Annotated in this window: 25 protein-coding genes; 15 read left to right on the forward strand and 10 right to left on the reverse strand. The window is 52.5% G+C overall.

Features of this window, described 5'->3' with window-relative positions:
* Nucleotides 1–178 precede the first annotated feature (178 nt).
* Both C8N40_RS14795 and C8N40_RS14800 read left to right on the forward strand, forming a co-directional pair.
* Complete coding sequence (locus tag C8N40_RS14795) at nucleotides 179–520, forward strand: MGMT family protein (RefSeq protein WP_108212550.1); 342 nt, start codon at nucleotides 179–181, stop codon at nucleotides 518–520.
* Between the two features lie 58 nt (nucleotides 521–578).
* On the forward strand, nucleotides 579–1,304 hold the full coding sequence (locus C8N40_RS14800) for a YoaK family protein (RefSeq protein ID WP_108212551.1): 726 nt from the start codon (nucleotides 579–581) through the stop codon (nucleotides 1,302–1,304).
* 85 nt (nucleotides 1,305–1,389) lie between these two features.
* Here the strand turns inward: C8N40_RS14800 and C8N40_RS14805 are convergent, their stop codons facing one another.
* Complete coding sequence (locus C8N40_RS14805) at nucleotides 1,390–1,965, reverse strand: DUF1579 family protein (RefSeq protein WP_108212552.1); 576 nt, start codon at nucleotides 1,963–1,965, stop codon at nucleotides 1,390–1,392.
* A gap of 324 nt (nucleotides 1,966–2,289) precedes the next feature.
* Here C8N40_RS14805 and rlmH point away from each other — a divergent pair, with 324 nt between their 5' ends.
* Entirely contained in the window at nucleotides 2,290–2,763 is a 474-nt protein-coding gene (gene rlmH / locus C8N40_RS14810) for a 23S rRNA (pseudouridine(1915)-N(3))-methyltransferase RlmH (RefSeq protein WP_108212554.1), read from the forward strand.
* A gap of 5 nt (nucleotides 2,764–2,768) precedes the next feature.
* Here the strand turns inward: rlmH and C8N40_RS14815 are convergent, their stop codons facing one another.
* A complete protein-coding gene (locus tag C8N40_RS14815; protein WP_108212556.1) occupies nucleotides 2,769–3,308 on the reverse strand; it encodes a hypothetical protein in 540 nt (179 codons plus the stop codon).
* 256 nt (nucleotides 3,309–3,564) lie between these two features.
* Between C8N40_RS14815 and C8N40_RS14820 the strand changes: the two genes are divergently transcribed.
* From C8N40_RS14820 to C8N40_RS14840, 5 genes are all read left to right on the forward strand, one after another.
* Nucleotides 3,565–4,674, forward strand: a complete 1,110-nt coding sequence (locus C8N40_RS14820) for a sensor histidine kinase (RefSeq protein WP_108212558.1) — start codon at nucleotides 3,565–3,567, stop codon at nucleotides 4,672–4,674.
* 167 nt (nucleotides 4,675–4,841) lie between these two features.
* Nucleotides 4,842–5,600: a LytR/AlgR family response regulator transcription factor gene (locus C8N40_RS14825; RefSeq protein ID WP_108212559.1), complete on the forward strand. Its 759-nt coding sequence runs from the start codon at nucleotides 4,842–4,844 to the stop codon at nucleotides 5,598–5,600.
* A 169-nt stretch (nucleotides 5,601–5,769) separates the two neighbouring features.
* Nucleotides 5,770–6,810 carry a hypothetical protein gene (locus C8N40_RS14830; protein WP_108212561.1) on the forward strand — a complete coding sequence of 347 codons (1,041 nt, stop codon included), beginning with the start codon at nucleotides 5,770–5,772 and terminating at the stop codon, nucleotides 6,808–6,810.
* A 667-nt stretch (nucleotides 6,811–7,477) separates the two neighbouring features.
* Complete coding sequence (locus C8N40_RS14835) at nucleotides 7,478–7,831, forward strand: hypothetical protein (RefSeq protein ID WP_108212709.1); 354 nt, start codon at nucleotides 7,478–7,480, stop codon at nucleotides 7,829–7,831.
* Nucleotides 7,832–8,017: 186 nt separating this feature from the next.
* On the forward strand, nucleotides 8,018–8,554 hold the full coding sequence (locus C8N40_RS14840; protein ID WP_108212563.1) for a ferritin: 537 nt from the start codon (nucleotides 8,018–8,020) through the stop codon (nucleotides 8,552–8,554).
* 63 nt (nucleotides 8,555–8,617) lie between these two features.
* Here C8N40_RS14840 and C8N40_RS14845 read toward each other — a convergent pair whose 3' ends face one another.
* Nucleotides 8,618–8,905: a (2Fe-2S) ferredoxin domain-containing protein gene (locus tag C8N40_RS14845; protein WP_108212565.1), complete on the reverse strand. Its 288-nt coding sequence runs from the start codon at nucleotides 8,903–8,905 to the stop codon at nucleotides 8,618–8,620.
* 222 nt (nucleotides 8,906–9,127) lie between these two features.
* On the reverse strand, nucleotides 9,128–9,844 hold the full coding sequence (locus C8N40_RS14850; RefSeq protein ID WP_211318120.1) for a hypothetical protein: 717 nt from the start codon (nucleotides 9,842–9,844) through the stop codon (nucleotides 9,128–9,130).
* Between the two features lie 181 nt (nucleotides 9,845–10,025).
* On the opposite strand from C8N40_RS14850, the gene C8N40_RS14855 reads away from it, so the two are divergent.
* Nucleotides 10,026–12,479 (forward strand): S9 family peptidase, encoded by a 2,454-nt coding sequence (locus C8N40_RS14855; RefSeq protein WP_108212567.1) that lies wholly within the window; start codon nucleotides 10,026–10,028, stop codon nucleotides 12,477–12,479.
* Here C8N40_RS14855 and C8N40_RS22465 read toward each other — a convergent pair.
* Nucleotides 12,444–12,695 carry a hypothetical protein gene (locus C8N40_RS22465; protein WP_146173575.1) on the reverse strand — a complete coding sequence of 84 codons (252 nt, stop codon included), beginning with the start codon at nucleotides 12,693–12,695 and terminating at the stop codon, nucleotides 12,444–12,446. The two genes, C8N40_RS14855 and C8N40_RS22465, sit on opposite strands and share 36 nt — an antisense overlap.
* A 462-nt stretch (nucleotides 12,696–13,157) precedes the next feature.
* On the reverse strand, nucleotides 13,158–13,922 hold the full coding sequence (locus C8N40_RS14865) for a peptidylprolyl isomerase (protein ID WP_108212569.1): 765 nt from the start codon (nucleotides 13,920–13,922) through the stop codon (nucleotides 13,158–13,160).
* 386 nt (nucleotides 13,923–14,308) lie between these two features.
* On the opposite strand from C8N40_RS14865, the gene C8N40_RS14870 reads away from it, so the two are divergent.
* Entirely contained in the window at nucleotides 14,309–15,529 is a 1,221-nt protein-coding gene (locus C8N40_RS14870) for a S8 family serine peptidase (RefSeq protein WP_108212571.1), read from the forward strand.
* Nucleotides 15,530–15,589: 60 nt separating this feature from the next.
* Here C8N40_RS14870 and C8N40_RS14875 read toward each other — a convergent pair whose 3' ends face one another.
* Entirely contained in the window at nucleotides 15,590–16,117 is a 528-nt protein-coding gene (locus tag C8N40_RS14875) for a GNAT family N-acetyltransferase (protein ID WP_342749983.1), read from the reverse strand.
* A 105-nt stretch (nucleotides 16,118–16,222) separates the two neighbouring features.
* On the opposite strand from C8N40_RS14875, the gene C8N40_RS14880 reads away from it, so the two are divergent.
* The 4 genes from C8N40_RS14880 (at nucleotide 16,223) to C8N40_RS14895 (ending at nucleotide 20,008) form a co-directional block, all read left to right on the forward strand.
* Nucleotides 16,223–17,221 carry a quinone oxidoreductase family protein gene (locus C8N40_RS14880; protein ID WP_108212574.1) on the forward strand — a complete coding sequence of 333 codons (999 nt, stop codon included), beginning with the start codon at nucleotides 16,223–16,225 and terminating at the stop codon, nucleotides 17,219–17,221.
* A 115-nt stretch (nucleotides 17,222–17,336) separates the two neighbouring features.
* Entirely contained in the window at nucleotides 17,337–18,257 is a 921-nt protein-coding gene (locus C8N40_RS14885; protein WP_108212575.1) for a serine hydrolase, read from the forward strand.
* A 29-nt stretch (nucleotides 18,258–18,286) separates the two neighbouring features.
* Nucleotides 18,287–19,291 carry an N-acetylmuramoyl-L-alanine amidase family protein gene (locus C8N40_RS14890; protein ID WP_108212577.1) on the forward strand — a complete coding sequence of 335 codons (1,005 nt, stop codon included), beginning with the start codon at nucleotides 18,287–18,289 and terminating at the stop codon, nucleotides 19,289–19,291.
* Between the two features lie 30 nt (nucleotides 19,292–19,321).
* Nucleotides 19,322–20,008 (forward strand): N-acetylmuramoyl-L-alanine amidase, encoded by a 687-nt coding sequence (locus tag C8N40_RS14895; protein ID WP_245905139.1) that lies wholly within the window; start codon nucleotides 19,322–19,324, stop codon nucleotides 20,006–20,008.
* Between the two features lie 547 nt (nucleotides 20,009–20,555).
* On the opposite strand, the gene C8N40_RS23330 is transcribed toward C8N40_RS14895, so the two are convergent.
* Both C8N40_RS23330 and C8N40_RS14900 read right to left on the reverse strand, forming a co-directional pair.
* A complete protein-coding gene (locus C8N40_RS23330) occupies nucleotides 20,556–20,681 on the reverse strand; it encodes a hypothetical protein (protein WP_281259530.1) in 126 nt (41 codons plus the stop codon).
* Between the two features lie 141 nt (nucleotides 20,682–20,822).
* Nucleotides 20,823–23,006, reverse strand: coding sequence for a S9 family peptidase (locus C8N40_RS14900; RefSeq protein ID WP_108212578.1), 2,184 nt, complete (start codon nucleotides 23,004–23,006; stop codon nucleotides 20,823–20,825).
* 162 nt (nucleotides 23,007–23,168) lie between these two features.
* On the opposite strand from C8N40_RS14900, the gene C8N40_RS14905 reads away from it, so the two are divergent.
* Nucleotides 23,169–23,423 carry an acyl-CoA-binding protein gene (locus C8N40_RS14905; protein WP_108212580.1) on the forward strand — a complete coding sequence of 85 codons (255 nt, stop codon included), beginning with the start codon at nucleotides 23,169–23,171 and terminating at the stop codon, nucleotides 23,421–23,423.
* 53 nt (nucleotides 23,424–23,476) lie between these two features.
* Here the strand turns inward: C8N40_RS14905 and C8N40_RS14910 are convergent, their stop codons facing one another.
* Nucleotides 23,477–23,920 (reverse strand): putative signal transducing protein, encoded by a 444-nt coding sequence (locus tag C8N40_RS14910; protein ID WP_092099753.1) that lies wholly within the window; start codon nucleotides 23,918–23,920, stop codon nucleotides 23,477–23,479.
* Nucleotides 23,921–23,925 lie beyond the last annotated feature (5 nt).

The raw sequence follows: 23,925 nt of genomic DNA on the forward strand, positions 1-23,925 counted from the left end.
CACAGTTTTGTTAGGTGAACGTCTATAAGTTTTAATGTCGGGGCAATGAGGTAAGTTGTAGTTTTAAAGATAAGGCCAAATTGTGCAAGTATGAAAGTTGCCGTATCTTAAACTCTGCAAACTGTCTCATTTAAAAGACAGAAACCAGTAGAGAAGGTTTAAAACGAAAGTTGAGAAAATGTCAAAAAAAGACAGCAAAGAGAATTTCTTTCAGAACGTGTATGAGGTGGTGCAACTTATACCCCGCGGCAGGGTTACCTCTTACGGAGCCATTGCCAGTTACCTGGGCGCAAAAGGCTCTGCCCGGATGGTGGGCTGGGCACTTATCGCCTCTCACCCCATGACCAAAATTCCGGCGCACCGGGTAGTAAACCGGGTGGGCATGCTGACGGGCAAGCAGCACTTCGACCATCCCGGGGCCATGCAGGAGCGGCTGGAGCAGGAGGGGGTGCGCGTGGAGAACGACCAGGTGGCGGATTTTGAGAAGCTGTTCTGGGATCCCTCCAAAGAGTTGCTCTGATCGGGTGCCCCTAACCCCGTAATTTTATACTTTGCGCCTTCTAAAGCCTTAACCACCTATGTTCCGTCACAGAGGGAAGAACCGTACCCTGAAGCACAACCTGAAACTGGCCTCGCTGCTCTCCGGCGTGGCGGGCATTGTAAATGTGACAGGGGTGTTTGCCTTGAAGCAGCTGACGACCAACGTAACGGGCCATTTTGCTTTTTTTGCCGATGAGGTGGGTCGCCGCAATTTTGAGACCGCCTGGGGCTACCTGCTGTTTATACTTGCCTTCCTGTTTGGCGCCATCGTGTCGGCCGGGCTGCTGGAGGCCATGCTGCGGCGCAACAAACGGCTGGTGTTCCTGCCGCCCGTAGGATTGGAGATACTGGTGCTGGTGGGGGTGGGGCTGCTAGACCTGGAGTTTATCATGCAGCACCGCATCTGGGTGGCCTGCTGCCTGCTGTTTGCCATGGGCCTGCAAAACGCCCTGGTGACCCGTGTCTCGAACGCCGTGGTGCGCACCACCCACCTGACCGGGCTATTCACGGATCTGGGGATCGAGATTGCCCAGCTATACTTTTACCGCAAAGAGGAACAGCAGAAAAAGCTCAAGGACTCTATGAAGCTGCGCCTCACCATTATCAGCTTTTTCTTTCTGGGATGTATTGTGGGCGGCTCTTTATACTCAGCCTTTGTCATGAAAACCCTGCTGCTGGCCGCAGCCATACTTACCACGGCGCTGGTTTACGACAGCGCCAAGTATAGAATGATGAAGCTGAAGCGGAAGTTTGTGAGGTCGTAACTTGAGTTTGTAAGAAGAAAGGCAGCCAGCCCGGGAGCGCCCTGCCGGGTACAGTAGCGGCAGGGCGCTCCCGGGCTGGCTGCTGTCAGTGGAGTGCGGTGTGCCTGGGCACGTAGTATACTTTCGAGTGAATCAGGTAATTCCCCTCTTCATCCAGGGAGCGCGCCATTTTGAGCAGGGTGTCCTGTGGCAGAAACATATACACATACTCTATACTGGTGGGGTCTCCCTTCTTCAGCCCGTCAGGGTGCCTTAGGGTGATGGCATTATACTCAGGGTTCCACTCACCCACCAGCAGCGAAGTGTTGCTATCCTCCCCATTTGCCTGGATTAGCTCAAAACGGCCTTTGGCAAGGGAGTAACCCAGGAAACACTCCTGTCGCTGCATGCTGCCGTCGGGTAGTTTCACGTCAGTTTGTACTAGCAGGTAGCTGCCCTGGCGGGCACGGCTGATGTTAGCCTCGCCCGTGGTTTGATGGAACATTTTGCTGTGAGGCTGCCAGGAGTAGTGGCTCACCAGCCAGTTACCGGATAAACGGCGGAGCAGTTCATGCGCCTGCCTGGAGCTTAGCTGCTCCGCCTCGGTTTCCTGTGCCTGGGCGCCAGGCGCGGTCACTACCAGCAATGCCATTGCCAGCAGGGTAAAGATTGCTTTTTTCATAGTCTTATTTTATTTGGTGTCGGGTTTGGTAGCTACTCTGGTTGGGTGCAAGTGCTTGAGTAGTAGTATAAAGATAAGAAAGAAGGAGGGAAGGTTGCCTGTGTTCTAGACAGACAGGCGCAAGATCTATACTTATGCTTTGATTCCTTGTGTCGGTACAGAAACTGCGGGTAAAAGTACCGATGAACTGAGTGAGGAACAGGATAAAATGGGGAAGTTCCTGGAATTTAATTTTTTTAACCTGTTCAGGAGTATAGCCTTACATGACGCCCCCGCTTGCAAACTCCCCCTTTAAAAGCGAAATTGGCGCGAAATCAATACCGGATGAAGATAAAACTAATCGTTATCGGCAAAACCGATGAGGCGTTTCTGGACGAGGGGATTGAGAAGTACCTCAAACGACTGAAGCATTACCACTCGGTGGAGTTCATCGTGATACCAGACCTGAAGCAGGCCGGCAAGTATACAGCAGATAAATTGAAGGAAGCGGAGGGCAAGCTTATACTTGGCAAAGTGCAGGAAGGCGACCACCTCATCCTGCTCGACGAGAAAGGCAAGAGCTTCACCTCCACGGAGTTTGCCGCTTTTCTGCAGAAAAAGCTCAATGCCGTTACCACCAACCTGGTGTTTGCCGTGGGCGGGGCCTTTGGCTTCTCGCCGGAAGTATACGCGCGGGCCAACGACAAGATCTCGCTTTCCAAAATGACGTTCACTCACCAGATGGTGCGCCTCTTCTTCTTCGAGCAGCTCTACCGCGGTTTTACCATTCTGCGTGGCGAGAAATATCACAACGACTGAAAAACTTACTTGAAGCCATAGCCAACCGACAAACCAAACCAGGCAGGGGAGAAGCCGGCGCTGTTAAAGGCGGGAGTCCAGTCAAAGCGGAACACGAGGCCATTGTTGAGCGGCTGGTAGCGATAGCCCATGTTGATGAATCCGGTGGCGCCCCAGCCATCCACCTGCGTTACGCCCGGGTTATTCGTTTTCTGAACCGCCATGCTTGCGTATACAGGCGTTAGGCCGATGCCTGCCTCAAAGGCACTCCGGCGCTGGCCTGCCAGGTAATTTAAAGTAAGCGGGAAAGTGACAAGGCTGCTGGTAGTGGAGGTGCCATCCGAATCTGCGGTGCCCAGTGCCAGACCTCCCACACCCGCGCGGAAGCCAAACCCGTCTTGCCTGCCTTTGGTGAGGCGCATGTCATAGTTGGCGGTAACACCAAGCCCATTGCCAAGGACCTCAACAAATATGGCTTTGTTATACTTGGCAGCAGCCTCCGATTGTGCCTTGGCACAGGTGGCAATGGCTAAAATTAAGAAGCAGGTTAAGTTTATTTTTCGCATCGTAGAGGTATGTAGGGGAATGGGGTATAATGTATAAATTTAATTATAAATATTAAAATATTTAAAGAGAGGTTTTTTTGAGTCACCGCAAAGCGCAGGATGATACTTTACCGTGCGGATTTGTTGCGTGTGGCACTTTTTCCCGGGAAAGCTGTTAGTAAGCTAAAGCTAGCCGTTTAAGCCGCTAGTGTGGGCGCACGTCTAAAAGTAAGGAAGGGCGTATAAGGCCTTGCACCAGAAAATATACCTTTGTAGTATGGAGATGAAGTTGAGTACGGCCAACACCCTGGAGAGCAACGTGGCTACCTGGAGCCTGCCAGAGGTTGGGAATGTGACACAAAACCGGATGCTGCTGCACCTGTTCTTCTGGGCGGTGTATGTGGTGTTCTTCGGCCTGCTGTATGGCAGCTATATCGATGACTACTATAACGCCTTTATGGTGGAGTTGGTGGAGCTGCCGTTTAAGATGGCCCTGGTATACTTTAACATGTACTACCTGATGCCGCGCTACCTGCTGCAGAAGCGCTACCTGGAGTTCTTTGTGTACCTGCTGCTGCTGATGGGGGCCATTGCCGGGCTGATGCAGTTTGTGCTGCTGCCTTTCCTGATCCACCCTATTTTCTGCCCTACCACCTGCACCGAGGACAGCCTGACGTTTTACCGTTTCATCAAGAACATCGTCAACATCAACTACGTGGTGACCATCACCGCCGTAATTGCGCTGCTCAAATACTGGTACAGTCACCAGCGGGCCGCCCGCGACCTGACGCAGGATAAGCTGGAGGCCGAGCTCAAGTTCCTGAAGGGGCAGATCCACCCGCACTTCCTGTTCAACACGCTCAACAGCCTGTACTCGCTTACGCTCAAGAAATCGGACAATGCGCCGGAGGTGGTGCTAAAGCTTTCGGGCCTGATGGATTACATGCTGCACGATGCCAACGCCCCTATGGTGCCCCTGGACAAGGAACTGGCCTATATTCAGAACTACATTGCCCTGGAAGAGGTGCGCTACGGCGACAGGGTGGATGTGCAGTTCTCGGCCACCGGAAGTATAGCCGGCAAGCAGATTGCGCCTATGCTGCTGCTGCCCTTCGTGGAGAACGCCTTTAAGCACGGGGTAAGCACCGAAACCAAGGATGCCTGGATCCGGATTGATGTGAAGGTGACGGACGGCAAACTGGTGCTGCTGGTGGAGAACTGCAAATGCTCCAGCAAGGCCAGCAGCAGCTCCCGCGACATGGCCTCCGGTATTGGCCTTAAAAACCTGCAGCGCCGCCTGGAGCTGCTCTACGAAGGCCGCTACGAGCTGGAAGTAGAGGAGGAGCAGGACAGTTACGCCGCCAGGCTGGAGATCGATATCGAGTAAGAATGATACTTCCGCGGGGGGTAGACCAATTAAAGGTACCTTTGCCATATAGCTAACCCGGCATTACCGGTGAGGCATGAAGTATAAACCCACGCCAACGAGGGTGTTTATATTTTTAGACGTTACCCTTTGCCATACATTCCGTTATACTGAAACAAGTATAGACTATGAACAAAATACGCTGCATGATAGTGGATGACGAGCCTCTGGCGCTGGACGTGCTGGAGACGTTCATCCAACGGCTCGACAACCTGGAGCTGGTATGCCGCTGCAACAATGCCGTGGAAGCTTATACCTGCCTGCAAAACGAGCGCATCGACCTGGCTTTTCTGGACATACAGATGCCGAAACTCACGGGTATCGATTTCCTCAAGTCGCTGGCCAACCCACCCAAGGTAATCTTCACCACCGCCTACCGCGACTATGCCGTGGAGGGTTTCGAGCTGAATGTGGTGGACTACCTGCTCAAGCCCATTGCCTTCGAGCGCTTTCTCAAAGCTGTATCCAAAGTTACAGTACCCGACCCGCAGCCCATTGCCGCTGCACCCGCCCCGCCTGTGACGCCCGTGGCTCCGGCAGGCGCTTTCCAGGATTATAAGGAGGCCTTTATTTACCTGAAGGCCGACAAGAAAATGGTGAAGGTGATGCTGGCGGATATACTTTATATAGAGAGCCTGAAAGACTATATCCGGGTTAAAACCGAGACCAAGGAGATAATTTCTTACCAGAAGATCTCTTTCCTGGAGGAGAAACTGCCGCCGGAGAAGTTTTTGCGCATCCACCGTTCCTTTATTGTGGCCCTCGACAAAATACAGGCCTTCTCAGCCTCCACCGTAGACGTCGGAAAAACAGAGATCCCCATCGGCCGCTTCTATAAAAACGACGTGCTGCAAGTGCTCAACCAGAACAACCTGCTCGAAAGTTAGAGAGTTGGGGAGTTTAGGAGTTAGAGAGTTAAAAATGCTTCTGGTAAGCAGTATAGTTATTTGCTGTATTTACTCGTAATTTATCTGCAGATAAAAAAGAGGTGAAGTATGGCTGGACCTACTTTTACACCTCCCAAACTCTCTAACTCCTAAACTCTTTAACTCCACCGTGTATATCTCCAAAAAGAAGCTGTTTTACCCTATCAGCAAGGGGTTGCGCAAGTATCTGCAGTACTACGACCGTGAAACGAAGCTGCCGGTGCTCTACGAGGGCCTGCTGCATTACTCCGACTCTTTTCCATACTACGACAAGCAGGGGCACGACACGCTCTGGGAAACGGTAATGTACGACCAGCAGTCGCAACAGGAGCTGAACAAGGGCCTGACCATGATCTATGCGCTGCTGAAAACCGATGGCGACGTGTCGGTGATGGAGCATCTGTATGTGTCGCGCATCGACTATTGCACCTTCGGCAATTCCAATCCCTTCCGGGTGCAGATCATGAACCAGCTCAACGACAACTACGACTACTTTTACGTGAAGCGCGCCGATGCCTCGCGCGTGTACGGCCTGGAGTTGGAGCACATCCTTTCGCCGAGCCGCATTAACTACCTGGTGGATGGCGATTCGCTGATTGAGGAGCACATTGCCGGCATCCCGGGCGATATGTTTATAAAAGAATACCTGGGCAGGTCCAACGCCAACAAGGTGCGCATTGCCAAGGAGTTCGTGAAGTTTAACGAGCGTTGCTTTGTGCGCCTGCTGGGGGATATGCGCTCCTACAACTACGTGGTGGACATAACGCCGGACTTCGAGGACGAGCAGTACCGGGTGCGCCCCATCGACTTCGACCAGCAATCGTACGAAGGCAAGAAGAGCATGTACCTGCCCCAGTTCTTCAAAGACAACAACAAGATTGTGGACCTGGTGCTAACGCTGCTGAAGCCGGATGTGGTGCGGCAGTACCAGAACGAAGAACGTACCCTCATGTTCCGGCGACTTAAATCCGCCCGCTACCGCCTCAAAGACCTTATCGATTGTATGCGGCAGGACACTATCTCCACACCCGAGAAAATAGAGCAGCTGAAGCAGGAACTGGCGCAGCACCACGGCGCAGAGGAGTTTCTGAGCTGCAAATGCATGGGCGATTTGGTGCGTCTCAACCTGAAAATTATACTTACCAGGGCCAGCAAGTTAAAGGTGCTGTAAGGGTGAGTGAAGTATGGCGCATCACCAGCTTTAGGAAAGTATAAGTCCATCGGCTTCCGGGCCATACTTTATACTTCAGGTAGCGATGGCCCCACCCCCTAACTCCTCCTCGGAACACTGTCCCCTTGAGGACAAGTGAGAACGAGAGTTCGAAACTTGCGAGCAAAGCTCAATAGGGGTGTAAAGCCAGTGGCAAAAGTCTTTCCTAAAAATAAACACCCCTCTATGACCTGCGGTCGCAAGCTACGAACCTACGTTCTTGCTTGTCCTCAAGGGGAGAATCTAGCGCTTACTATTTTCAATTTTATTGTTATGAATTAGCGCTGTTTCTTAGAACTTAACGGCCCTATTCTCAAGAATGGAAACACTTTTGAAGCTAAGTTCCCCCTTTGAAGGGGGCAGGGGGATGATAATCGTTCTCCGATTCCCCTCCTTGGAGGGGCGGGGGCGGGTTTACACCTTCACTAGACTAAACCCTAACTTGAGTGTTATACTTCAACTGGGGAGAGTCTACCAGATCAAGGGCTGTGCTAAAGTATAAAATGGAAGTATGAAGCAATTATCTGGAGTGATTCTAAATTAAGCTGATTTTATTTGGACTGGTTCTAAATAGTCCTTAGATTTGCATTACCAGCAAATAAGCAGCCTGGGCAGCCATTTATTTTACATGATGCATACAGCCGCGCAACTACCCGAGATTTATACTTCCGAAGCCGGAGCCGTTTACCAGTGCGATCGCCACAACCGTTTGATGCTCAGTTTTGCAGGCGAGCTCACGGTGCTAAAATTGGATGCTTTTCTGCGCCTCAAGCGCAGCGTGGATAAGATAGACCTGGATGCGATGGCCAGCAGCCCGGACCGCTCCTCCGATTTCAGTATTATAACCGTGTGCGGCTGCGACCGCTGCTTTGTGCTGCCCCTCACGGAAGTATACGCCCTGAAGGAGCTGCTCTCCGGGGCTAAGTTTGTGCTGGAGCTGAACAGCATGCTGCACGAATGCCTCAATGCCAGCCTTGTGTAAGAACACCGAACGTTTGTTATAGATTGAAACAGAGCGCACAGCCTAAGTAGCTGTGCTTTTTTTATTTAGACTGCTTCCGAATTTTGAATGTTTGTTGCGTGCGCAAAACAAAAGTGATAATCTTAGGGTATTAAGAAAGGGCGATATGCGCCCATCAGATCCAATCACTACCAAAAACACCCAAAGATGAAAGACTTACTAAGACTGAGAACATCGCTCAGCGAAACGATAGAGCAGATACTGAACGAGCAGATAAAGATGGAGGCGGAGGCCTCGGCTATGTACCTGGCCATGAGCAGCTGGTGCGACCGAAACGGCTTCGACTTTAGCGCCGGATATTTTAAGCAGCAATCGGATGAGGAGCGGGAGCACATGCTGCGCCTGTTCAAGTATGTGTCCGACATGGGCGGCCGTGCCATCTCACCGAGCGTTAACAATATCCAGGTTGAGTTCGACTCCTTCCGGAGCGTGTTTGAGCAGGCGCTGCAGCAGGAAATCGCCGTTACACAGTCTTTTAACCGCATTGCCGACAAGTGCCAGAAGGAGAAAGACTACGTGACGTTCACGTTCCTGCAGTGGTTCCTGAAGGAGCAGATCGAAGAGGAGTATGTGGCGCGTCGCGCACTGGAGCTCTTCGAGGTAATTGGCGAAGAAGGCACCGGCCAGTACGAAATCGACAAGCGCGTGCCGAAGATAAAGTATGAAAACGAGTACGAAGGCTAAGAACCAAGTATAAGGAAGTATAAAAACAGGTCGGCCCCGGAATTTTCCGGGGCCGACCTGTTTTTACTGACCTTCTTTTCTGGCAGAGAGTACATGCTGCTCAAAAGCCTCCTTGGCCTTTCGCTCGTCGGTGTAAGGCATCCAGGCGTTGGCGGGCTGAATGCAGGTAACGGGAGCAAAGTCGCAGCGGTCGGTGCAGTCGGTTTTTACCACTTCCACCTGCCCCTTCAGGCCCATATCCTTTATCAGGCCCCTGAAAAACTTGCCCAGGTCTTTGCCGCCCTTCTTTTTGCACTTGCTGCCCGTGCATACATATATCACCTTCTCGGGTATATCAAATCTGCTGCTCATGAAATCAAAATAGGGTGTTATTACTTGTTAAAGCTCATTTAAGGTAGATAAGTTTCGGGTTTTAGAAGTTTTGTAGCGTCAAGGATACAACTATGGACTTTGCCCTTGGCAGATTTACTGTCTGTCATCTTTTACAATTTTCGTGGTTGGCGCAGCTAGTTAGTAATGTATGCTAACATGCTAACTTCCCGATGCATTCACACTTAGTTTTTGGTTTGCCTATCAGAGCTGTGGCTCATTTAAATTAATCAGCTGCACATTACCATCTCTGCCGGACCTGTACTCTGATGGTATAAGTATACCATCTACGCTCATAAAGCCACCTTTACCAGGGGTACCCGGCCAACCACTCTCTCCTGCGTTATAAAGTATATTAATATTGTTGGAATGGATATCCCGATTAAAGTTGGCAATAAAACCATTGGTGCTGTACATAAGCATAGTATTGCCTCCATCACCTCCGTTGCCTCCCATCGTTGCGTCAGTACCATTTGTGCCAAGTATGCCCGGAACAAATTCTTCAAATCTTGTCACCTTACCATTTGCATCTCTTTTAATTTTTGTCTCGTGGCGATCGGGAATGCCAGGCCTACCATGCTTTCCATTTGCCCCTTTCCCGCCTTTTCCTCCTCTTACATCTATAGTTAAGCTTCCCAACTGCTCAAAGTGCAATTGCAGGCTTAAATTTCCGCCGACTTCTCCGTTTTGGCCAGCTACGTTTGTGCTGCCATTTGCTCCATCCAGCCCGCGTGCTGAAATGATGCATTTCTTTCCGATATAGGCTGTCTTGGCATTCAACACACCTTGCCGGGTAGACGAAAAGCGTATAGTGGCTTTGTCGTGCATTATCAAAGTATCTACCTGTAGGATATTGTCAGCTGCTACCATATAGGTCTCTCCAGGACTTACTTCTAGTTTGGGTATGCTTTGAGCGAACACAGTAGCTGTGCTAAGGCAACGGTTGCAAAAAGGAGAAGACTTGTTTTCATGAGATATAGCTATTAGGTTATGTATGGTTACTTAAGATAATATTTAATATATTAAATGTCTTATAAGTTAATTTTAAACCTTTAGCTTTTTTCACAGTCTGAATTAGAGTAAAAATCTTTCACCTATAAGTATGAACCTTACAAAAACAAAGGCAGTAAAGCGCCTCGCCTCCAGCGTGCTGTTTGCATTGCTGCTGGGCAGCGCTCCTGTGGCAATGGCGCAGGACGCCAACTCCGGGTACCAGCGCCCGCCCGAGGCCATTGCGGCAATTATTGAGGCACCCAGTACACCGGCGGTAAGTATAAGCGCCAACGGTGAGTGGATGCTGCTCCTGGAGAGCCCGGGTTATCCAAGTATTGAAGAGGTGTCGGCGCCGGAAAGCAGACTGGCTGGCATGCGCATCAACCCAGCCACCAATGGCCCGAGCCGCGGTAACTACTACAACGGCCTCAAGCTGAAGAAGGTGAGCAATGCCGAAGAGTTTGAGATAAAAGGCCTGCCGCAGCAGGCGCAACTCTCCAACATTACCTGGTCGCCGGACCAGAAGTATATTGCCTTTACCCACACCAAAGCCAACGGCATAGAACTCTGGACAGCCGACCTTGGCACCAGACAGGCCAAAAAACTGACGGAGGCCGTTATCAACGATGCCTACAGTGGCCGCCCGTTTGAGTGGCTGTCGGACAGCAAAACGCTGGTAGTGAAGTTTGTGGACGAAAAACGTGGCCAGATGCCGCAGGCCACCCACGTACCCTCCGGGCCCACCATTCAGGAAAACATCGGCAAAGCCAAGCCCTCGCGCACCTACCAGGATTTGCTGAAGAACCGCTACGACGAGCAGCTGTTCGACTATTACATGCAGACGCAGCTGAAGCTGGTAAGTATAGACGGCAAGCAGGAGCCGGTTGGCAAGCCAGGTATTGTTAAAAGTATAGATGCCTCTCCGGATGGGCAGTACCTGCTGGTGCAAACTATCCAGAAGCCCTACTCATACCTGGTGCCGCATTACTACTTCCCTTACAAGGTGGAAGTATGGAACCGCAGCGGTCAGGTGGTAAAAGAGCTGGCGCAGTTGCCGTTGGCCGAAGATATTCCCATCGCGTTTGACGCCGTGGCCAAAGGCCCGCGCAGCTACAACTGGCGTCCTGATAAGCCCGCCACGCTTTACTGGGCAGAGGCGCAGGACGGCGGCGATGCCAACAAGGAGGTCGCCGTGCGCGACCATGTGTACATGCTGGACGCTCCCTTCAGCGGAAAACCTGCCCAGCTGGCCGCTACCAAGTACCGCTACCGTGGCGTGATGTGGGGCGAGGGCCTGGCCATCGTGAGCGAGCGCTGGTGGAAAACCCGCACTGAGCGCAACACGCTGGTAGACCCTGCCAAGCCTGCTGCCAAAGCCACAGTGCTCATCGAGCGATCTTATGAGGATAACTACAACGACCCTGGATCTCCAGTATTCACCAGGAACAAGTATGGCCGCAATGTGCTGCTGACCGACAAGAAAAAGCAGCACATCTACATGATATCCGAGGGCGGCTCGCCGGAAGGAAACCGCCCTTTTGTCAGCGAGTTTAACCTCAAATCGAGGAAGGCGGATATTTTGTGGCGATCCGAAGCGCCTTACTATGAGCGCCCGGTGGATATCATCGACCTGAACAGCAAGAAGATTATCACCCGAAGAGAGTCTGAGAATGACCCGCCGAACTACTTTGTGCGCGACCTGAAAAGCAAGAAGCTGACGCAGGTAACCAAGTTCCCGCACCCGGCCCCGCAACTGGAGGGCGTGCAGAAGCAGATGCTGCAGTATAAGCGCGAGGACGGTGTGAACCTGACAGCCATGCTATACTTGCCGAAAGGGTATAAGAAAGAGGATGGTCCGCTGCCGATGCTGCTGTGGGCTTACCCGCGTGAGTTCAAGAATGCTGCTGCTGCCGGCCAGGTGAAAAGCTCGCCTTACGAGTTTACCCGCATCAGCTGGGGCTCTCCGCTATTCTGGGTAACGCAAGGCTATGCCGTGCTCGACCGCACCGACATTCCGATTGTGGGCGAAGGCGATGCGCAGCCAAACGATACCTACGTGCAGCAGTTGGTATCCAGCGCCAAGGCCGCCATTGATGAAGTGGTGAAAATGGGCGTGGCCGATCCGAAGCGCGTGGCTGTGGGTGGCCATTCCTACGGTGCCTTTATGACCGGTAACCTGCTGGCCCACTCTGACCTGTTTGCCGCTGGTATCGCCCGCAGTGGTGCCTATAACCGTACGCTGACGCCATTTGGCTTCCAGCAGGAGGAGCGCTCTTACTGGGAGGCCCCGGAAGTATACTTCCAGATGTCGCCGTTCTCGTTTGCCAACAAAGTGAATGAGCCGATCCTGCTTATCCACGGTGAGGCTGACAACAACTCAGGTACCTTCCCGGTGCAGAGCGAGCGCTTCTACAACGCCCTGAAAGGCCACGGTGCCACAACCCGCCTTGTGTTCCTGCCAGCTGAGAGCCACGGCTACCGCGCCAAAGAGTCGGTGCTGCACATGCTCTGGGAAATGGACCAGTGGCTAGATAAATACGTGAAGAACCGCCAAGTGCAGTAACACCCAACTGCCTATACTTTCAAACCCGCCCCGGTTATACGTTGTAGCCGGGGCGGGTTTTTGTTTTGTGTAGATGGAAGGATAGCGGAGGGTGAGTATAAATGTGGCGGAAGTATAAGAGCAGGTATTAAGTATAACCGGGCAAGTATGAATGTGGCTCGAATCAGTAAGTATGGTTGAAGTATAAAGTATAGCCTTGCTGTTCCAGGCTTGCATGCTGGCTCTTTGTTTAGGTAGTGCAGGGTCCAACCACCCCTAACCCCTCCCCAACCCTCCCCTAAAAACAGGGGAGGGAGTTCTGCTACTCCTATTGTCATCTTGAGCGGCCAGCAAGTATAGCTTGTTTCAAGTGGAAGGAAGCAGCAGCCATGAAAAAGTATAAACCGGCAAGTATAAAAGAACAGCCCAAGTATAAGTATGGCTCTGCGAGCCAGTCAAGTTGCAAACTTGACACCATGGTAGGACACAAGTCTAGAGACTTGCGCCATGACAGTAAAAAGGCACAAGCGGACGCTTGTGCCAGAAAAAGTAAAAAGTATAGCCAAAATATAAAGTATAAATCTTCGACAGAGCTAGGCCCTATTATCCAGCAGGAAAAGCTGTCTCGTCAGCCAGAAAATAAAAGTGCGCTGCAACACTGCAGCGCACTTTCCACTATCATCACAAGTATAAACCTGGTTACTCATTCACAATCTTGATAGTATGCTTCACCACCTGGCGTGGCCATTCCGAGGCATCCACCGGCTCCTGCTCAATCTTCTCCACCACATCCATGCCTTCCACTACCTCCCCAAATACCGTGTATTCAGTATCTAAGCCGGGCTCGCCGCCGATAGATAAGTAGATTTTCTCCTGCTCAGGCGTATAATCTATGCCGTGCTTCTGCTCAAAAGCCAGCAGCTGTTCCTTATCCAGCGACTCCCCGGTGACAATATAGAAGTTGTGGGACGACGATTCCTTTTCCGGGTTACGGTCGTCGCCGTAGCGGGCCATGGCCAGCGCGCCGCGCTTATGGATGTACTTCGGGTTGAACTCCTGCGGGATCTTATAGGCCCCTTGCTTCATGGTGCGCTCATCCGAGTCGCCGCCCTGGATGGCAAAACCCTTTACCACGCGGTAAAACTCGCCCTGGTCGTAGAAACCCGCCTTGGCAAGCCGCACAAAGTTGGCGCGGTGCAGGGGCGTTTCCTTGTACAGGCGCACCTTGATGTCGCCGTGGCGCGTGCCGATAACAGCCAGGCTGTCTGGATTATTTTTGCCGAACTCCTCCAGCTTAGCAACCACATTCTCTGAGGTTAATAGTTCCAGCGTCGGCTCCTCACTAGGGGCCTCAGCGGTCTCACTGCCCGTCTCGTCAGTGGTTTTGTTACAGCCCGCTAACAGGAGCAGGCAAAAGGCCAGCAACACAGAGTGGCCAAGATGGAGTAAGAACGGTTTTCTCATAGTGCTTATACTTTCTTGTTTACCTAAAGATAGCTTTTTTAAGTTAATCCTACCATTTATTAATACTATTAATCATTTATATAGTTGTAATGTTTTGTGAAGTTAGCCGCTTTGCTAATTCGATGTTGTCCCGGTAAAATTCAAGTGCGTAAAAGCGTGGGCACTTCTGTTATAACACAGGAGATGTAAAGATTTGGCGCTAGGGCGAACCCGGAGAAATGATACAATTTGCCTTTGCTAAGAATGCCGCTATACTTTAACTGAAGCGCCTTTTCTGCAGTGTTGATAAATAATTATATTAAAATATTTGCAGATAACATCCTGTATTTATAGTTTGTAGTCATTGTTTATTAATAAATTTTTATCTCACCTTAATTTTATCTCACATGAAAAACAAATTACATTTCAAGGGTGTAATGCGCTCCCTTATGCTCGGAGCAGCAGCAGTTACATTTTCCTGCACCTTCACAGCCTGTGATAACGAGTCGGTTGATGCCGCAGATCCGGTTGCTGAATTTAGGGCAGAAAGTGAAAATGGTGCAATTATACCTGGTCAGTACATTGTTGTATATAAGGATGGTGCCAAGCTGCGTATGAGCGAGGCCGCCACTTATGCACAGCGTGTAGAAATGGTACGCGATTTCAGCAAAAACATCCTGGCTGAGAACGGCATCAGCCAAACGAACGTGGAGCAGGCCTTCGGTCAGGCTATTAAAGGAGCTGCTGTGAAGATTACGGCAGAAGAGGCAACGAAACTGCGCCAGGACCCGCGTGTGGATTACGTGGAGCCGGATAGAATTGTGATGCTCGCCAAGCCGGGCACCGGTGGTGGCGGCTCTGCCGGACAAACAGTGCCTTACGGCATTACGCGCGTGGGTAGCGGAAGCGGTGCCGGTAAAACAGCCTGGGTTATCGACTCAGGTATCGACCTGGACCACCCGGACCTGAACGTGGACGTGGCCAGAAGTATAACCGTGTTTACCTCGGGCAGAGATGCCGGATCGGCTGATGACGGTAACGGACACGGCACGCACGTAGCCGGTACCATTGCGGCAAAAAATAACACTGTGGGTGTGATAGGCGTAGCCTACGACGCCACTGTGGTAGCCGTTAAAGTACTCGATTCCCGTGGCAGCGGTTCTTACTCCGGCGTAATTGCAGGCGTGGATTACGTGGCCGCTAACGGTAAGTCCGGCGACGTGGCGAACATGAGCTTGGGCGGACCAGTTTCGCAGGCTCTGGATGACGCTGTGGTGGCGGCAGCCTCTAAAGGCATTAAGTTTGCCCTGGCAGCTGGAAACGAGAGCACCCATGCCAATAACTCATCTCCGGCCCGCGCCAACCATGCCAATATCTATACCGTGTCGGCGATGGACAGCAACGACCGCTTTGCCTCTTTCTCTAACTATGGCAACCCTCCGGTGGATTACTGCGCCCCGGGCGTAAGCATCCTGTCTACCTGGAAAGGTGGCGGCTATAACACCATCAGTGGTACTTCCATGGCCTCTCCGCACGTAGCTGGCCTGCTGCTGCTGGGCAACATTGCCACAGACGGTTATGTTAAAAATGACCCTGACGGTAATGCAGACCCAATCGCACACCGCTAATACCGTACAAGTTTAAAGTGAGTAAGTAAAAATGGCGGCCTTAAGGCCGCCATTTTTGTATTACAAGGCTTTCCGCATCACAAAGTCATTCATCCAGTAGGGCCCAATGGGGATGTCCTCCTGCAGGTGCACCTGATAGCCGCAGCGCTCGTAGAAGCCCTTTGCCGGGTTGTGGCGGTTTACGTTCAGGTCAAGTAATTTGGCTCCCAGCTTTTTAACGCGTTCCTCCACCGCCTCTAGCAGCACCTTGCCGCCGCCCTTGCCCTGCTCTTGTGGCAGAAGGTATATCTTGTTCAGTTTGTACAGGGCTGCCTGCTCATCTTTTACCGAGAAAGAGGCAAAACCCACGGGCACTCCCTCATTTTCCAGCAACAGGAACGTTTGTCCCTGCCGCATCTGCTCCTCCAGCGCCTCCCGGCTGTAGATCACCTCAAACATATAGTCCAGCTGCTCTTCGGAAAGTATACGGCGGTACGTAGGGCCCCAGGTGGCCCCGGCCAGCTGCATCAGCACCGGGATGTCGGTGGCAGTGGCCTGGCGGATATGGTAGGAGTTAGGCATAAAGTATAGCGTTAGCAATGCCCGCAAGTTAGGCGCTGCAAGTATAAATGACAACGGATGGCCTGCTTTCAACTCTGACCTGATGTCTTATCTTTGTCTGCGTTAGTGCGTATCAACACAAAAACATACCGTATGAAAGCAGTATACTTAGAGGATATCAACAAGCCTTTTACCCTGATAGAGACGGAGAAACCCGTTGCCGGTCCGGGCGAGGTGGTGGTGCAGGTAAAGGCCGCCGCCCTGAACCGGCGCGACGTATGGATTCAGAAGGGACGCTACTTTATTAAAAAATATCCAGCCATACTTGGCTCCGACTGTGCGGGCGTGGTGACGGAGCTGGGCGAGGGCGTGGACAAAGTATGGCTGCAGCAGCAGGTGCTGGTGGACCCCTCTGCCGACTGGGGCGATAACCCGCGGGTGCACTCGGCCGAGTACACCATACTGGGTATGCCCAAGCAGGGAGCCTTCGCTGAGTACGTAAAAGTGCCGGCTGAGAGCTTGTACCAACTGCCGTTGCATCTGAGCTTTGAGGAGGCCGCCGCCCTGCCCTTGGCAGGCGTTACAGCCTACAGGGCCCTGTTTACCAAGTGCGACCTGCAGCAGGGCGAGCGGGTGCTGGTAACAGGCGCCGGGGGAGGCGTGGCGCTGTTTGCCATACAATTTGCCCTGGCGGCCGGCGCCGAAGTATGGGTTACCTCGGGCACAGACGAGAAGATTGCCTTGGCCAAGGATTTGGGCGTGACCGGCGGCATCAACTATAAAACCGAGGACTGGGGGAAAAAGCTGAAAGCCGAAACGGATGGTTTTGATGTGATAATCGACAGCGCGGCGGGCGAGGGCTTTGTGCAGCTGGTGAAGCTGGCCCGGCCCGGCGGGCGTATCGGTATCTATGGCGGCACCACCGGCATGATAGGGCAGCTCAACCCGGCTGAGATTTTCTGGAAACAGTTGTCCATTTTTGGCAGCACCATGGGCACCGCCCAGGACTTTGCCAACATGGTGCGGCTGGTAAGCGAGAAGGAGATCCGGCCGATTGTGGACATCGTTTACCCGCTGGAGCAGGCTGCGGAAGCGGTACGCTACCTGGAGGAAAACAAGCAGTTTGGCAAGGTTATTTTAAAGGTAAGCTAACGTACGGGGGAGCAGCAGGTAAACAAACCATTCATTCTGCTGAACAGTCAGTTGCCGACAAGGAATTTAAAAAGTCCCCCTTTCCAGGGGGATTTTCTTTTTACTATATTTAAGTATGAGAATCCTTTCCTGCAGTAGCCTGGTGCTGCTACTCCTTTGTATAAGTATAAATGCGATGGCACAAACCTCTGCCCAAAAGGTGCTGCGGCAGCAAACCGAGCAACAACTGGCTGCGATCATCAACCGTTCTCCGGCTGTTACGGGGCTTGTGGCTGTCGATCTTACCAATGGCGATATGTTCTCATTTAACGCGGAGGTTGTGTTTCCTCAGGCCAGCGCCATAAAGATTCCGGTGCTGATGAGCATGTACAAGCAGGCGCACGAGGGAAAGTTTTCGCTGAACGACACCAGACAAGTGGCAGCGGCAGATGCAGTGGGAGGAACCGGCGTGCTCAAGGATCTTGATGGCCCGCCTCCGATGAGCATTCGCAACCTAGGCATCCTTATGATCACGCTGAGCGATAACACGGCCACCAATACGCTTATCGATCTGGTAAGTATGCAGGAGACCAATGCCATGCTTCGCTCGCTGGGGGCAAAGCACACGCTGTTGCAGCGCCGGATGATCAACGCAGCCGCCTCGGGTAGGGGAGAGGAGAACATTTCGACCCCGGCAGATGCCGCCAAAATCCTGCAGTTACTCTACAAAGGCGAGTTCATCAACAAAGCTACCTCCGAAGAGATTGTCTCCATACTTTCCAAAACCGACCGGCAGACAAGCAGGCTGGCCCCGGGCTTGCCCGACAACGTGCCGGTTGCCTTTAAGCCGGGCATTCTGAACGGCGTTTCGACGGAGTGGGCGATTGTGCTGCTGCCCGAGCGGCCGTATGTGGTGGCCGTGATGGAGAGCTACAAAGTGAAAGGACAGGCAGAGCGCACTGTAGAGGAATTGTCGGAGGTGTTGTACCAGTACTTCTGGCGCATGGGCAACGCCACCCGCTACGGCACTTACGTGGACCCGAAGCTCATTAAATAACCGGCAGTCATACTTTATACTCCGTCCTTATGCCAAAATACCTTTCACTTTTGCTGGTAATCATACTTGGTGCTTTTCTAAGCCAGCCTATACTTGCGCAAAAGCAAACCAGCCCGATCGCCGGCAAGGTTATCTGCCTGGATGCAGGGCATGGTGGTACGGCGGCTACTGACAGCTATAGAGCGGGGCCCATGGGGGAGCGGGAGGAGTGGATTAACCTGCGGGTAGCCTTGTTGCTGCAAAAGATGCTGGAGAAAAAAGGCGCGACGGTCGTGATGACACGCACGGCGGATGATAACATTCCGCTGGCAGACCGCGCCCGGCTGGCTATCGATAACAAGGCAGACGTTTTCCTGTCGGTGCACCACAACGCCACAGCAGACCCGGAGGTAAACTTTCCGATCATCTACTTTCATGGCAATGCCACCGAAAACGCTGCCAGCATAGCGTTAGGAATTGATGTGGCACAGGCACTTGCCAGGCATCTCTACAAAGGAAACACGCCGGTAAGCCTGGCGTCAGATCACACGATTTTCGCTACAGCCGGTACCAAGGTGCTGCGTGATACTTATGGCATACCAGGCATTATTGCGGAGGCATCCTTCTTTACCAATGCGGCGGAAGAGAAAAGGTTGAAGAAGAAAAAGTATAACCGCCGGGAAGCCCAGGCTTATGTTGAGGCGCTGGAAGTATTTTTCTCAAAACCGATGCCAAAGGTTGCCCCGAAAAACTCAGCAGTGAGCTTTCCGCCTTTCCGGGCGTTTCAGGAAGCCGAGCGCATGAGCGAGATTGCAAAATCATGGCATCGGGATTACCAGGAAGGCCTGGAGTTAATGTCGCAGCCCGATACGGCTTCGTGGCAACAGGCCTACGAGCTGCTCACGCGCTCGGCCCGCTCGTTCCCGGACTCCTACGTGGCGGCGCAGTGCCACCAGAACAGGGCCATCCTGTTAGAGAAACTGGGGAAAACGGAGGAGGCTCTGACAGAGGCTATCAGGGCAAAGGAGCATTATGTACCCGTAACCATAAAGTAAATCGTTACCAATCATAAAACTTATATTTTCATGAAAGTACACTTCAGGTTTTTCAGAGGAATGGCGTCAAAAGCCAGCGCGTTGGGTTTATACTTCCTCAGTTCCTGCGCCGGTCCTGCCTTCCAGATACTTGAAAAGCCCATCGTTTTCGATGAGCAGCGGCAGCAGCTCTCGCTCGAGTACATGAAGAACCGCCACAACATCGAGAAGGATGCGCCCTACATTGAGCCCAAGATCATCGTGCTGCACTGGACAGCCATTCCTACGCTGGAGCGGTCTTTCGCAGCCATGAACCCGACCCTTCTGCCCGGTGCGCGTACCGAAATCGGCTCTGCCAGTAACCTGAACGTGTCTGCCCAGTTTCTGGTGGACCGCGACGGCACCGTTTACCGCCAGCTTCCGGACACGGCTTTTGCCCGCCACGTTATCGGGCTTAACCATTGCGCCATCGGTGTGGAGAATGTGGGAGGCGGCAAGGAAGGCCTGACCAAGGCCCAACTGAAAGCCAATGAGGATCTGGTGCGCTACCTCAAAAGCAAGTATGACATTGAGTACCTGATCGGGCATTATGAGTATCAGGACTTCGAGGGACACCCGCTTTGGAAAGAGGCTGACGCCGGCTACAGAACCCAAAAAGTAGACCCAGGAGAGGAGTTCATGAAGCAGGTCCGGAGCAGGGTTAGGGATTTGGGGCTGAAGGGTTCACCGAAGTCGTAGTTGAGGGGTTAGGGGTTGAGAGGAAGGTGCTCTCATCTATACTTTTTGCAGTACCGGGTCCAACCACCCCTGGCCCCTCCTTGTCCAAGGAGGGGAGTTTGTCGTTACTTTGGCTGAAGTATAAGTTGCATAGTCAAAGTATAAACACCCCTAATGAGCAATGCTCGCAAGTTTCGAACTCGCGTTCTCACTTGTCCTCAAGGAGACAGTTCGTACTTGCTTATTTTTTCTGTCATCTCGAGTTGCGTGAGAGATCTATCTGGAACTCTAACCAGATCTCTCCCAAAGGTCGAGATGACAACAGGGGCGTGTGCTATCGACCTTATCCCAGCCTTTGGGTTGAGCGCCTCGAGAGGTTCCGGTGACGAGCGGTAGCGAGGCATTGCGACGACAGGAGCAAAGGAAGCGAAAGCAGCGCGATGCCCGAAGGCGAGGCCTCCCGGCCTTGAGAGCACCAAAGCCAGAGATGCAACAATAGCCTACGTAAGTCTGGAGGATGAACAGAGGCTAGAGAGGATAGCTAGGTTCCAGTGGAAGAAAGCAGCGGCTAGGAAAGTATAAATCGGTAAGTATAAAAAGACACGAGCAACAAGCTCGCGCTAGCGAAAGTATAAACCAGCAAGTATAGCTCAAGTATAAAAGTATAGCCAAAGTATAAAGTATGGCTTTTCAAGCCAGTTGAGTTACAAGCCCAACATCATTATAGGACACAAGTCTGAAGACTTGCGCCAGAGGGGTGACTACCTAATTATAAAAAAGGGAGGCGAGCTAACTAGCCCGCCTCCTTCTTTTTTGTACTTGCTATACTTTCTCACTATTGATTCTGCTGCTCCAGCAGGTTCAGCAGGAACGCGTATTGCAGGGCTGTCTCTTTGTAGCGCTGGAAACGACCGGAGGCGCCGCCGTGGCCGGCTTCCATGTTGGTGTGCAGCAGCAGCATGTTGTCATCGGTCTTTATCTCGCGCAGCTTGGCTACCCATTTGGCAGGTTCCCAGTACTGCACCTGCGAGTCGTGGAGGCCGGTGGTTACGAGCATGTTCGGGTATGCCTTGGCCTCTACATTGTCGTAAGGCGAGTAGGATAGCATGTAATCATAGTACTCCTTGTTGGCCGGGTTGCCCCACTCGTCAAACTCACCGGTGGTCAGCGGTATACTTGTGTCGAGCATGGTCGTTACTACGTCCACAAACGGAACGGCGGCAATTACGCCTTTGTACAGCTCCGGACGCATGTTAATCACTGCACCCATCAGCAGGCCACCGGCGCTGCCGCCCATGGCAAACAACTTGTCCGGGTTGGTATACTTCTGCTCAATCAGGAACTCAGAGGCATCGATAAAATCAGTGAAGGTATTTTTCTTCTTCAGCATCTTGCCATCTTCATACCACTGGCGGCCCATTTCCTGGCCCCCGCGAATGTGGGCGATGGCATACACAAAGCCGCGGTCCAGCAGGCTCAGGCGCACCGAACTGAAGCTTGGGTTCATGCTGTTGCCATAAGAACCGTAGGCGTAAAGTAACGTCGGGTTATTGCCGTCCAGCGTCAGGCCTTTGCGGTATACCAGCGACACCGGGATTTTGGTGCCATCGTCCGCGGTAGCGTACATGCGCTTGGCCTCGTAGTTGTTCGGGTCGAAATCGCCTACTACCTCGTCACGCTTCAGCAGCTCGCGCTCCTTCGTCTGTATGTTATAGTCGTAGGTAGAGTAGGGGGTAGTGAGCGACGTATAACCGAAGCGCAGCTCCTTGCTGTCGAAGTCGGGGTTGTTGCCGATGTAGGCGGTGTAGGCCTCTTCCTCGAAGTTGATGTAGTAGTCGGTTTTGGCGTCTTTCCAGCCTTTAATGCGAATTTGCGTAAGGCCATCCTTGCGCTCCTGCAGGGCCAGGTAATCCTTGAAAATCTCGATGCCTTCCAGCAGTACATCCTGGCGGTGCGGAATCACCTCTTTCCAGTTCTCCTTGCCTGTTTTGGTCACTGGCGTCTGCATCAGCTTAAAGTTGGTGGCGCCATCCTTGTTGGTCACGATGTAGAAGTTATCACCGAAGTGGTCTACGCTATACTCCAGGCCGCGTTCCCGTGGCTGTATCACCTTAAAGCCGCCATTGGGATTGTTGGCGTCTAGGTAGCGGTACTCCTGGGCCATGGTGCTGTGGCTGCCGATAATGATGTACTTATCGGACTTGGTCTTAAACACGTAGGTGCTGAAGGTTTCATCGGCCTCATGGAATACTTCCTTGTCCTGCGAAGCGGGCGTGCCTAAAGTATGGCGGAAGATTTTAAACGAGCGCAGCGCCGGATCCTTCACCGAATAGTATACCGTCTTGTTATCGTTGGCCCACACGGCGCCACCGGTAGTGTTCGGAATAGCATCTGGCAGCAGCTCGCCGGTCTGCAGGTTCTTAAAGCGGATGGTATACTGGCGGCGGCTCACAGTGTCCTCGCCGAAGGCCAGCAGCTGGTTGTTCGGGCTCACGCTTAGGCCGGCGGCAGCGTAGTATTTTTTGCCCGCAGCGCGTTCGTTGGCGTTGAGCATTACCTCGTCCTTGGCTTCCCTGCTTTCTTTTTTGCGGGCATAGATAGGATATTCCTTGCCTTCCTCGTAGCGCACAAAGTACCAGTAGCCGTTGTCCTTGTAGGGCACCGTTTCGTCGTTTTGCTTGATGCGGCCCACAATCTCATCATAGAGCTTTTGCTGCAGCTCCTCGGTATGGCCCAGCACCTGCTTGGTGTAGTCGTTTTCGGCGTTCAGGTAGGCAATCACCTCCGGGTCCTCGCGCTGGTTGAGCCAATAGTAGTTGTCGATGCGGGTATGGCCGTGTGTGGTCAGCTCTTTGGGCACCTTTTTAGCCACCGGCGGCTGCGGCAAAGTGCTTTCAGCGGTGGCGGTTTGGGCCGTGGTGGCGCTGTCGGTGGTAGTGGACGAGCAGCCGGAGCCTGCTACGAGGCAGGCCACCAGAAGCGACGCAGAGGCGGCCGCCTTGGGTTTGAGGTATTTCATAGGTTGATGTTAGTTTGGTAGTATACTTTCCGGGAGCAGAAACTGCTATGGGAGCCTCAATTTATGCAAAATAAGGCGCAAACAAAACAGGTGTGAACGTTATGCATGCCGAGTACTTTTTGTATATTGTGCCTTATCTTAAAACAACCTAGTTTGACAAGTATGGCCACACAAGAAGAATTTGAAAACGCAGTAGCTAAATCCAAAACCCTGACTGAGCGCCCCAGCAACGACGTTTTGCTGAAACTGTACGCCCTGTACAAGCAGGCCACCGAAGGCGACGTGAATACCGAGCGCCCGGGCGGTTTCGACTTTAAAAACATTGCCAAGTGGGATGCCTGGAAAAAGCAGGAGGGCAAAAGCCAGGAAGCGGCCCGCGCCGAGTACGTGCAGTTTGTAAACGAGTTGGTGGGCTAAGACCAGACGCTATTATACTTCAACAAAAAAGGGAGCCCCAACAGGCTCCCTTTTTATTTCTTCGCTTTCCAGAAATGGCCGCAGTTGTAGCATTTATACTTGCGGCTGCGGAAGGGCACCGGAAAACCCAGCAACAGGTAACTAAGCGAGAAAACCGTCTTGTTATACTTTTCCTCTGCCACGTTGTCGGAGCCGCAGTTGGGGCAGGTGCGTGCCGGGGCATGCTCCTGCATGGGCGGTGCCAGCTCGATGGTGTCGTAATCAAACTGGCTGGTGCCCTCCTGGATGCGCGCGAGGATGGCCTTGGCCTCCATCACGTCGCTTTCCGACACTTTCAATTTCACGCCTCCCACTGCCACCGAGTAAAAGGGCTGCACCCCCACAATGTGCTCATCCCCCAGAAAGCAAAGTATACCTTCTGCCTCCAGGCGGCCCTTCAGGATGTGGGCCTCGGTAAGCTCATGAAACGTGGCAATGGTAACCAGGCGCTCTGCCATACTTT

The sequence above is a fragment of the Pontibacter mucosus genome, from assembly GCF_003054055.1.
In the GTDB taxonomy this organism is placed as follows: Bacteria; Bacteroidota; Bacteroidia; order Cytophagales; family Hymenobacteraceae; genus Pontibacter; species Pontibacter mucosus.

Coding starts and splice junctions, on each gene's coding strand:
- C8N40_RS14795 (WP_108212550.1), top strand. CDS start 179: ATGTCAAAAAAAGACAGCAAAGAGAATTTCTTTCAGAACGTGTATGAG.
- C8N40_RS14800 (WP_108212551.1), top strand. CDS start 579: ATGTTCCGTCACAGAGGGAAGAACCGTACCCTGAAGCACAACCTGAAA.
- C8N40_RS14805 (WP_108212552.1), bottom strand. CDS start 1,965: ATGAAAAAAGCAATCTTTACCCTGCTGGCAATGGCATTGCTGGTAGTG.
- rlmH (WP_108212554.1), top strand. CDS start 2,290: ATGAAGATAAAACTAATCGTTATCGGCAAAACCGATGAGGCGTTTCTG.
- C8N40_RS14815 (WP_108212556.1), bottom strand. CDS start 3,308: ATGCGAAAAATAAACTTAACCTGCTTCTTAATTTTAGCCATTGCCACC.
- C8N40_RS14820 (WP_108212558.1), top strand. CDS start 3,565: ATGGAGATGAAGTTGAGTACGGCCAACACCCTGGAGAGCAACGTGGCT.
- C8N40_RS14825 (WP_108212559.1), top strand. CDS start 4,842: ATGAACAAAATACGCTGCATGATAGTGGATGACGAGCCTCTGGCGCTG.
- C8N40_RS14835 (WP_108212709.1), top strand. CDS start 7,478: ATGATGCATACAGCCGCGCAACTACCCGAGATTTATACTTCCGAAGCC.
- C8N40_RS14840 (WP_108212563.1), top strand. CDS start 8,018: ATGAAAGACTTACTAAGACTGAGAACATCGCTCAGCGAAACGATAGAG.
- C8N40_RS14845 (WP_108212565.1), bottom strand. CDS start 8,905: ATGAGCAGCAGATTTGATATACCCGAGAAGGTGATATATGTATGCACG.
- C8N40_RS14855 (WP_108212567.1), top strand. CDS start 10,026: ATGAACCTTACAAAAACAAAGGCAGTAAAGCGCCTCGCCTCCAGCGTG.
- C8N40_RS22465 (WP_146173575.1), bottom strand. CDS start 12,695: ATGCAAGCCTGGAACAGCAAGGCTATACTTTATACTTCAACCATACTT.
- C8N40_RS14865 (WP_108212569.1), bottom strand. CDS start 13,922: ATGAGAAAACCGTTCTTACTCCATCTTGGCCACTCTGTGTTGCTGGCC.
- C8N40_RS14870 (WP_108212571.1), top strand. CDS start 14,309: ATGAAAAACAAATTACATTTCAAGGGTGTAATGCGCTCCCTTATGCTC.
- C8N40_RS14880 (WP_108212574.1), top strand. CDS start 16,223: ATGAAAGCAGTATACTTAGAGGATATCAACAAGCCTTTTACCCTGATA.
- C8N40_RS14885 (WP_108212575.1), top strand. CDS start 17,337: ATGAGAATCCTTTCCTGCAGTAGCCTGGTGCTGCTACTCCTTTGTATA.
- C8N40_RS14890 (WP_108212577.1), top strand. CDS start 18,287: ATGCCAAAATACCTTTCACTTTTGCTGGTAATCATACTTGGTGCTTTT.
- C8N40_RS14895 (WP_245905139.1), top strand. CDS start 19,322: ATGAAAGTACACTTCAGGTTTTTCAGAGGAATGGCGTCAAAAGCCAGC.
- C8N40_RS14900 (WP_108212578.1), bottom strand. CDS start 23,006: ATGAAATACCTCAAACCCAAGGCGGCCGCCTCTGCGTCGCTTCTGGTG.
- C8N40_RS14905 (WP_108212580.1), top strand. CDS start 23,169: ATGGCCACACAAGAAGAATTTGAAAACGCAGTAGCTAAATCCAAAACC.
- C8N40_RS14910 (WP_092099753.1), bottom strand. CDS start 23,920: ATGGCAGAGCGCCTGGTTACCATTGCCACGTTTCATGAGCTTACCGAG.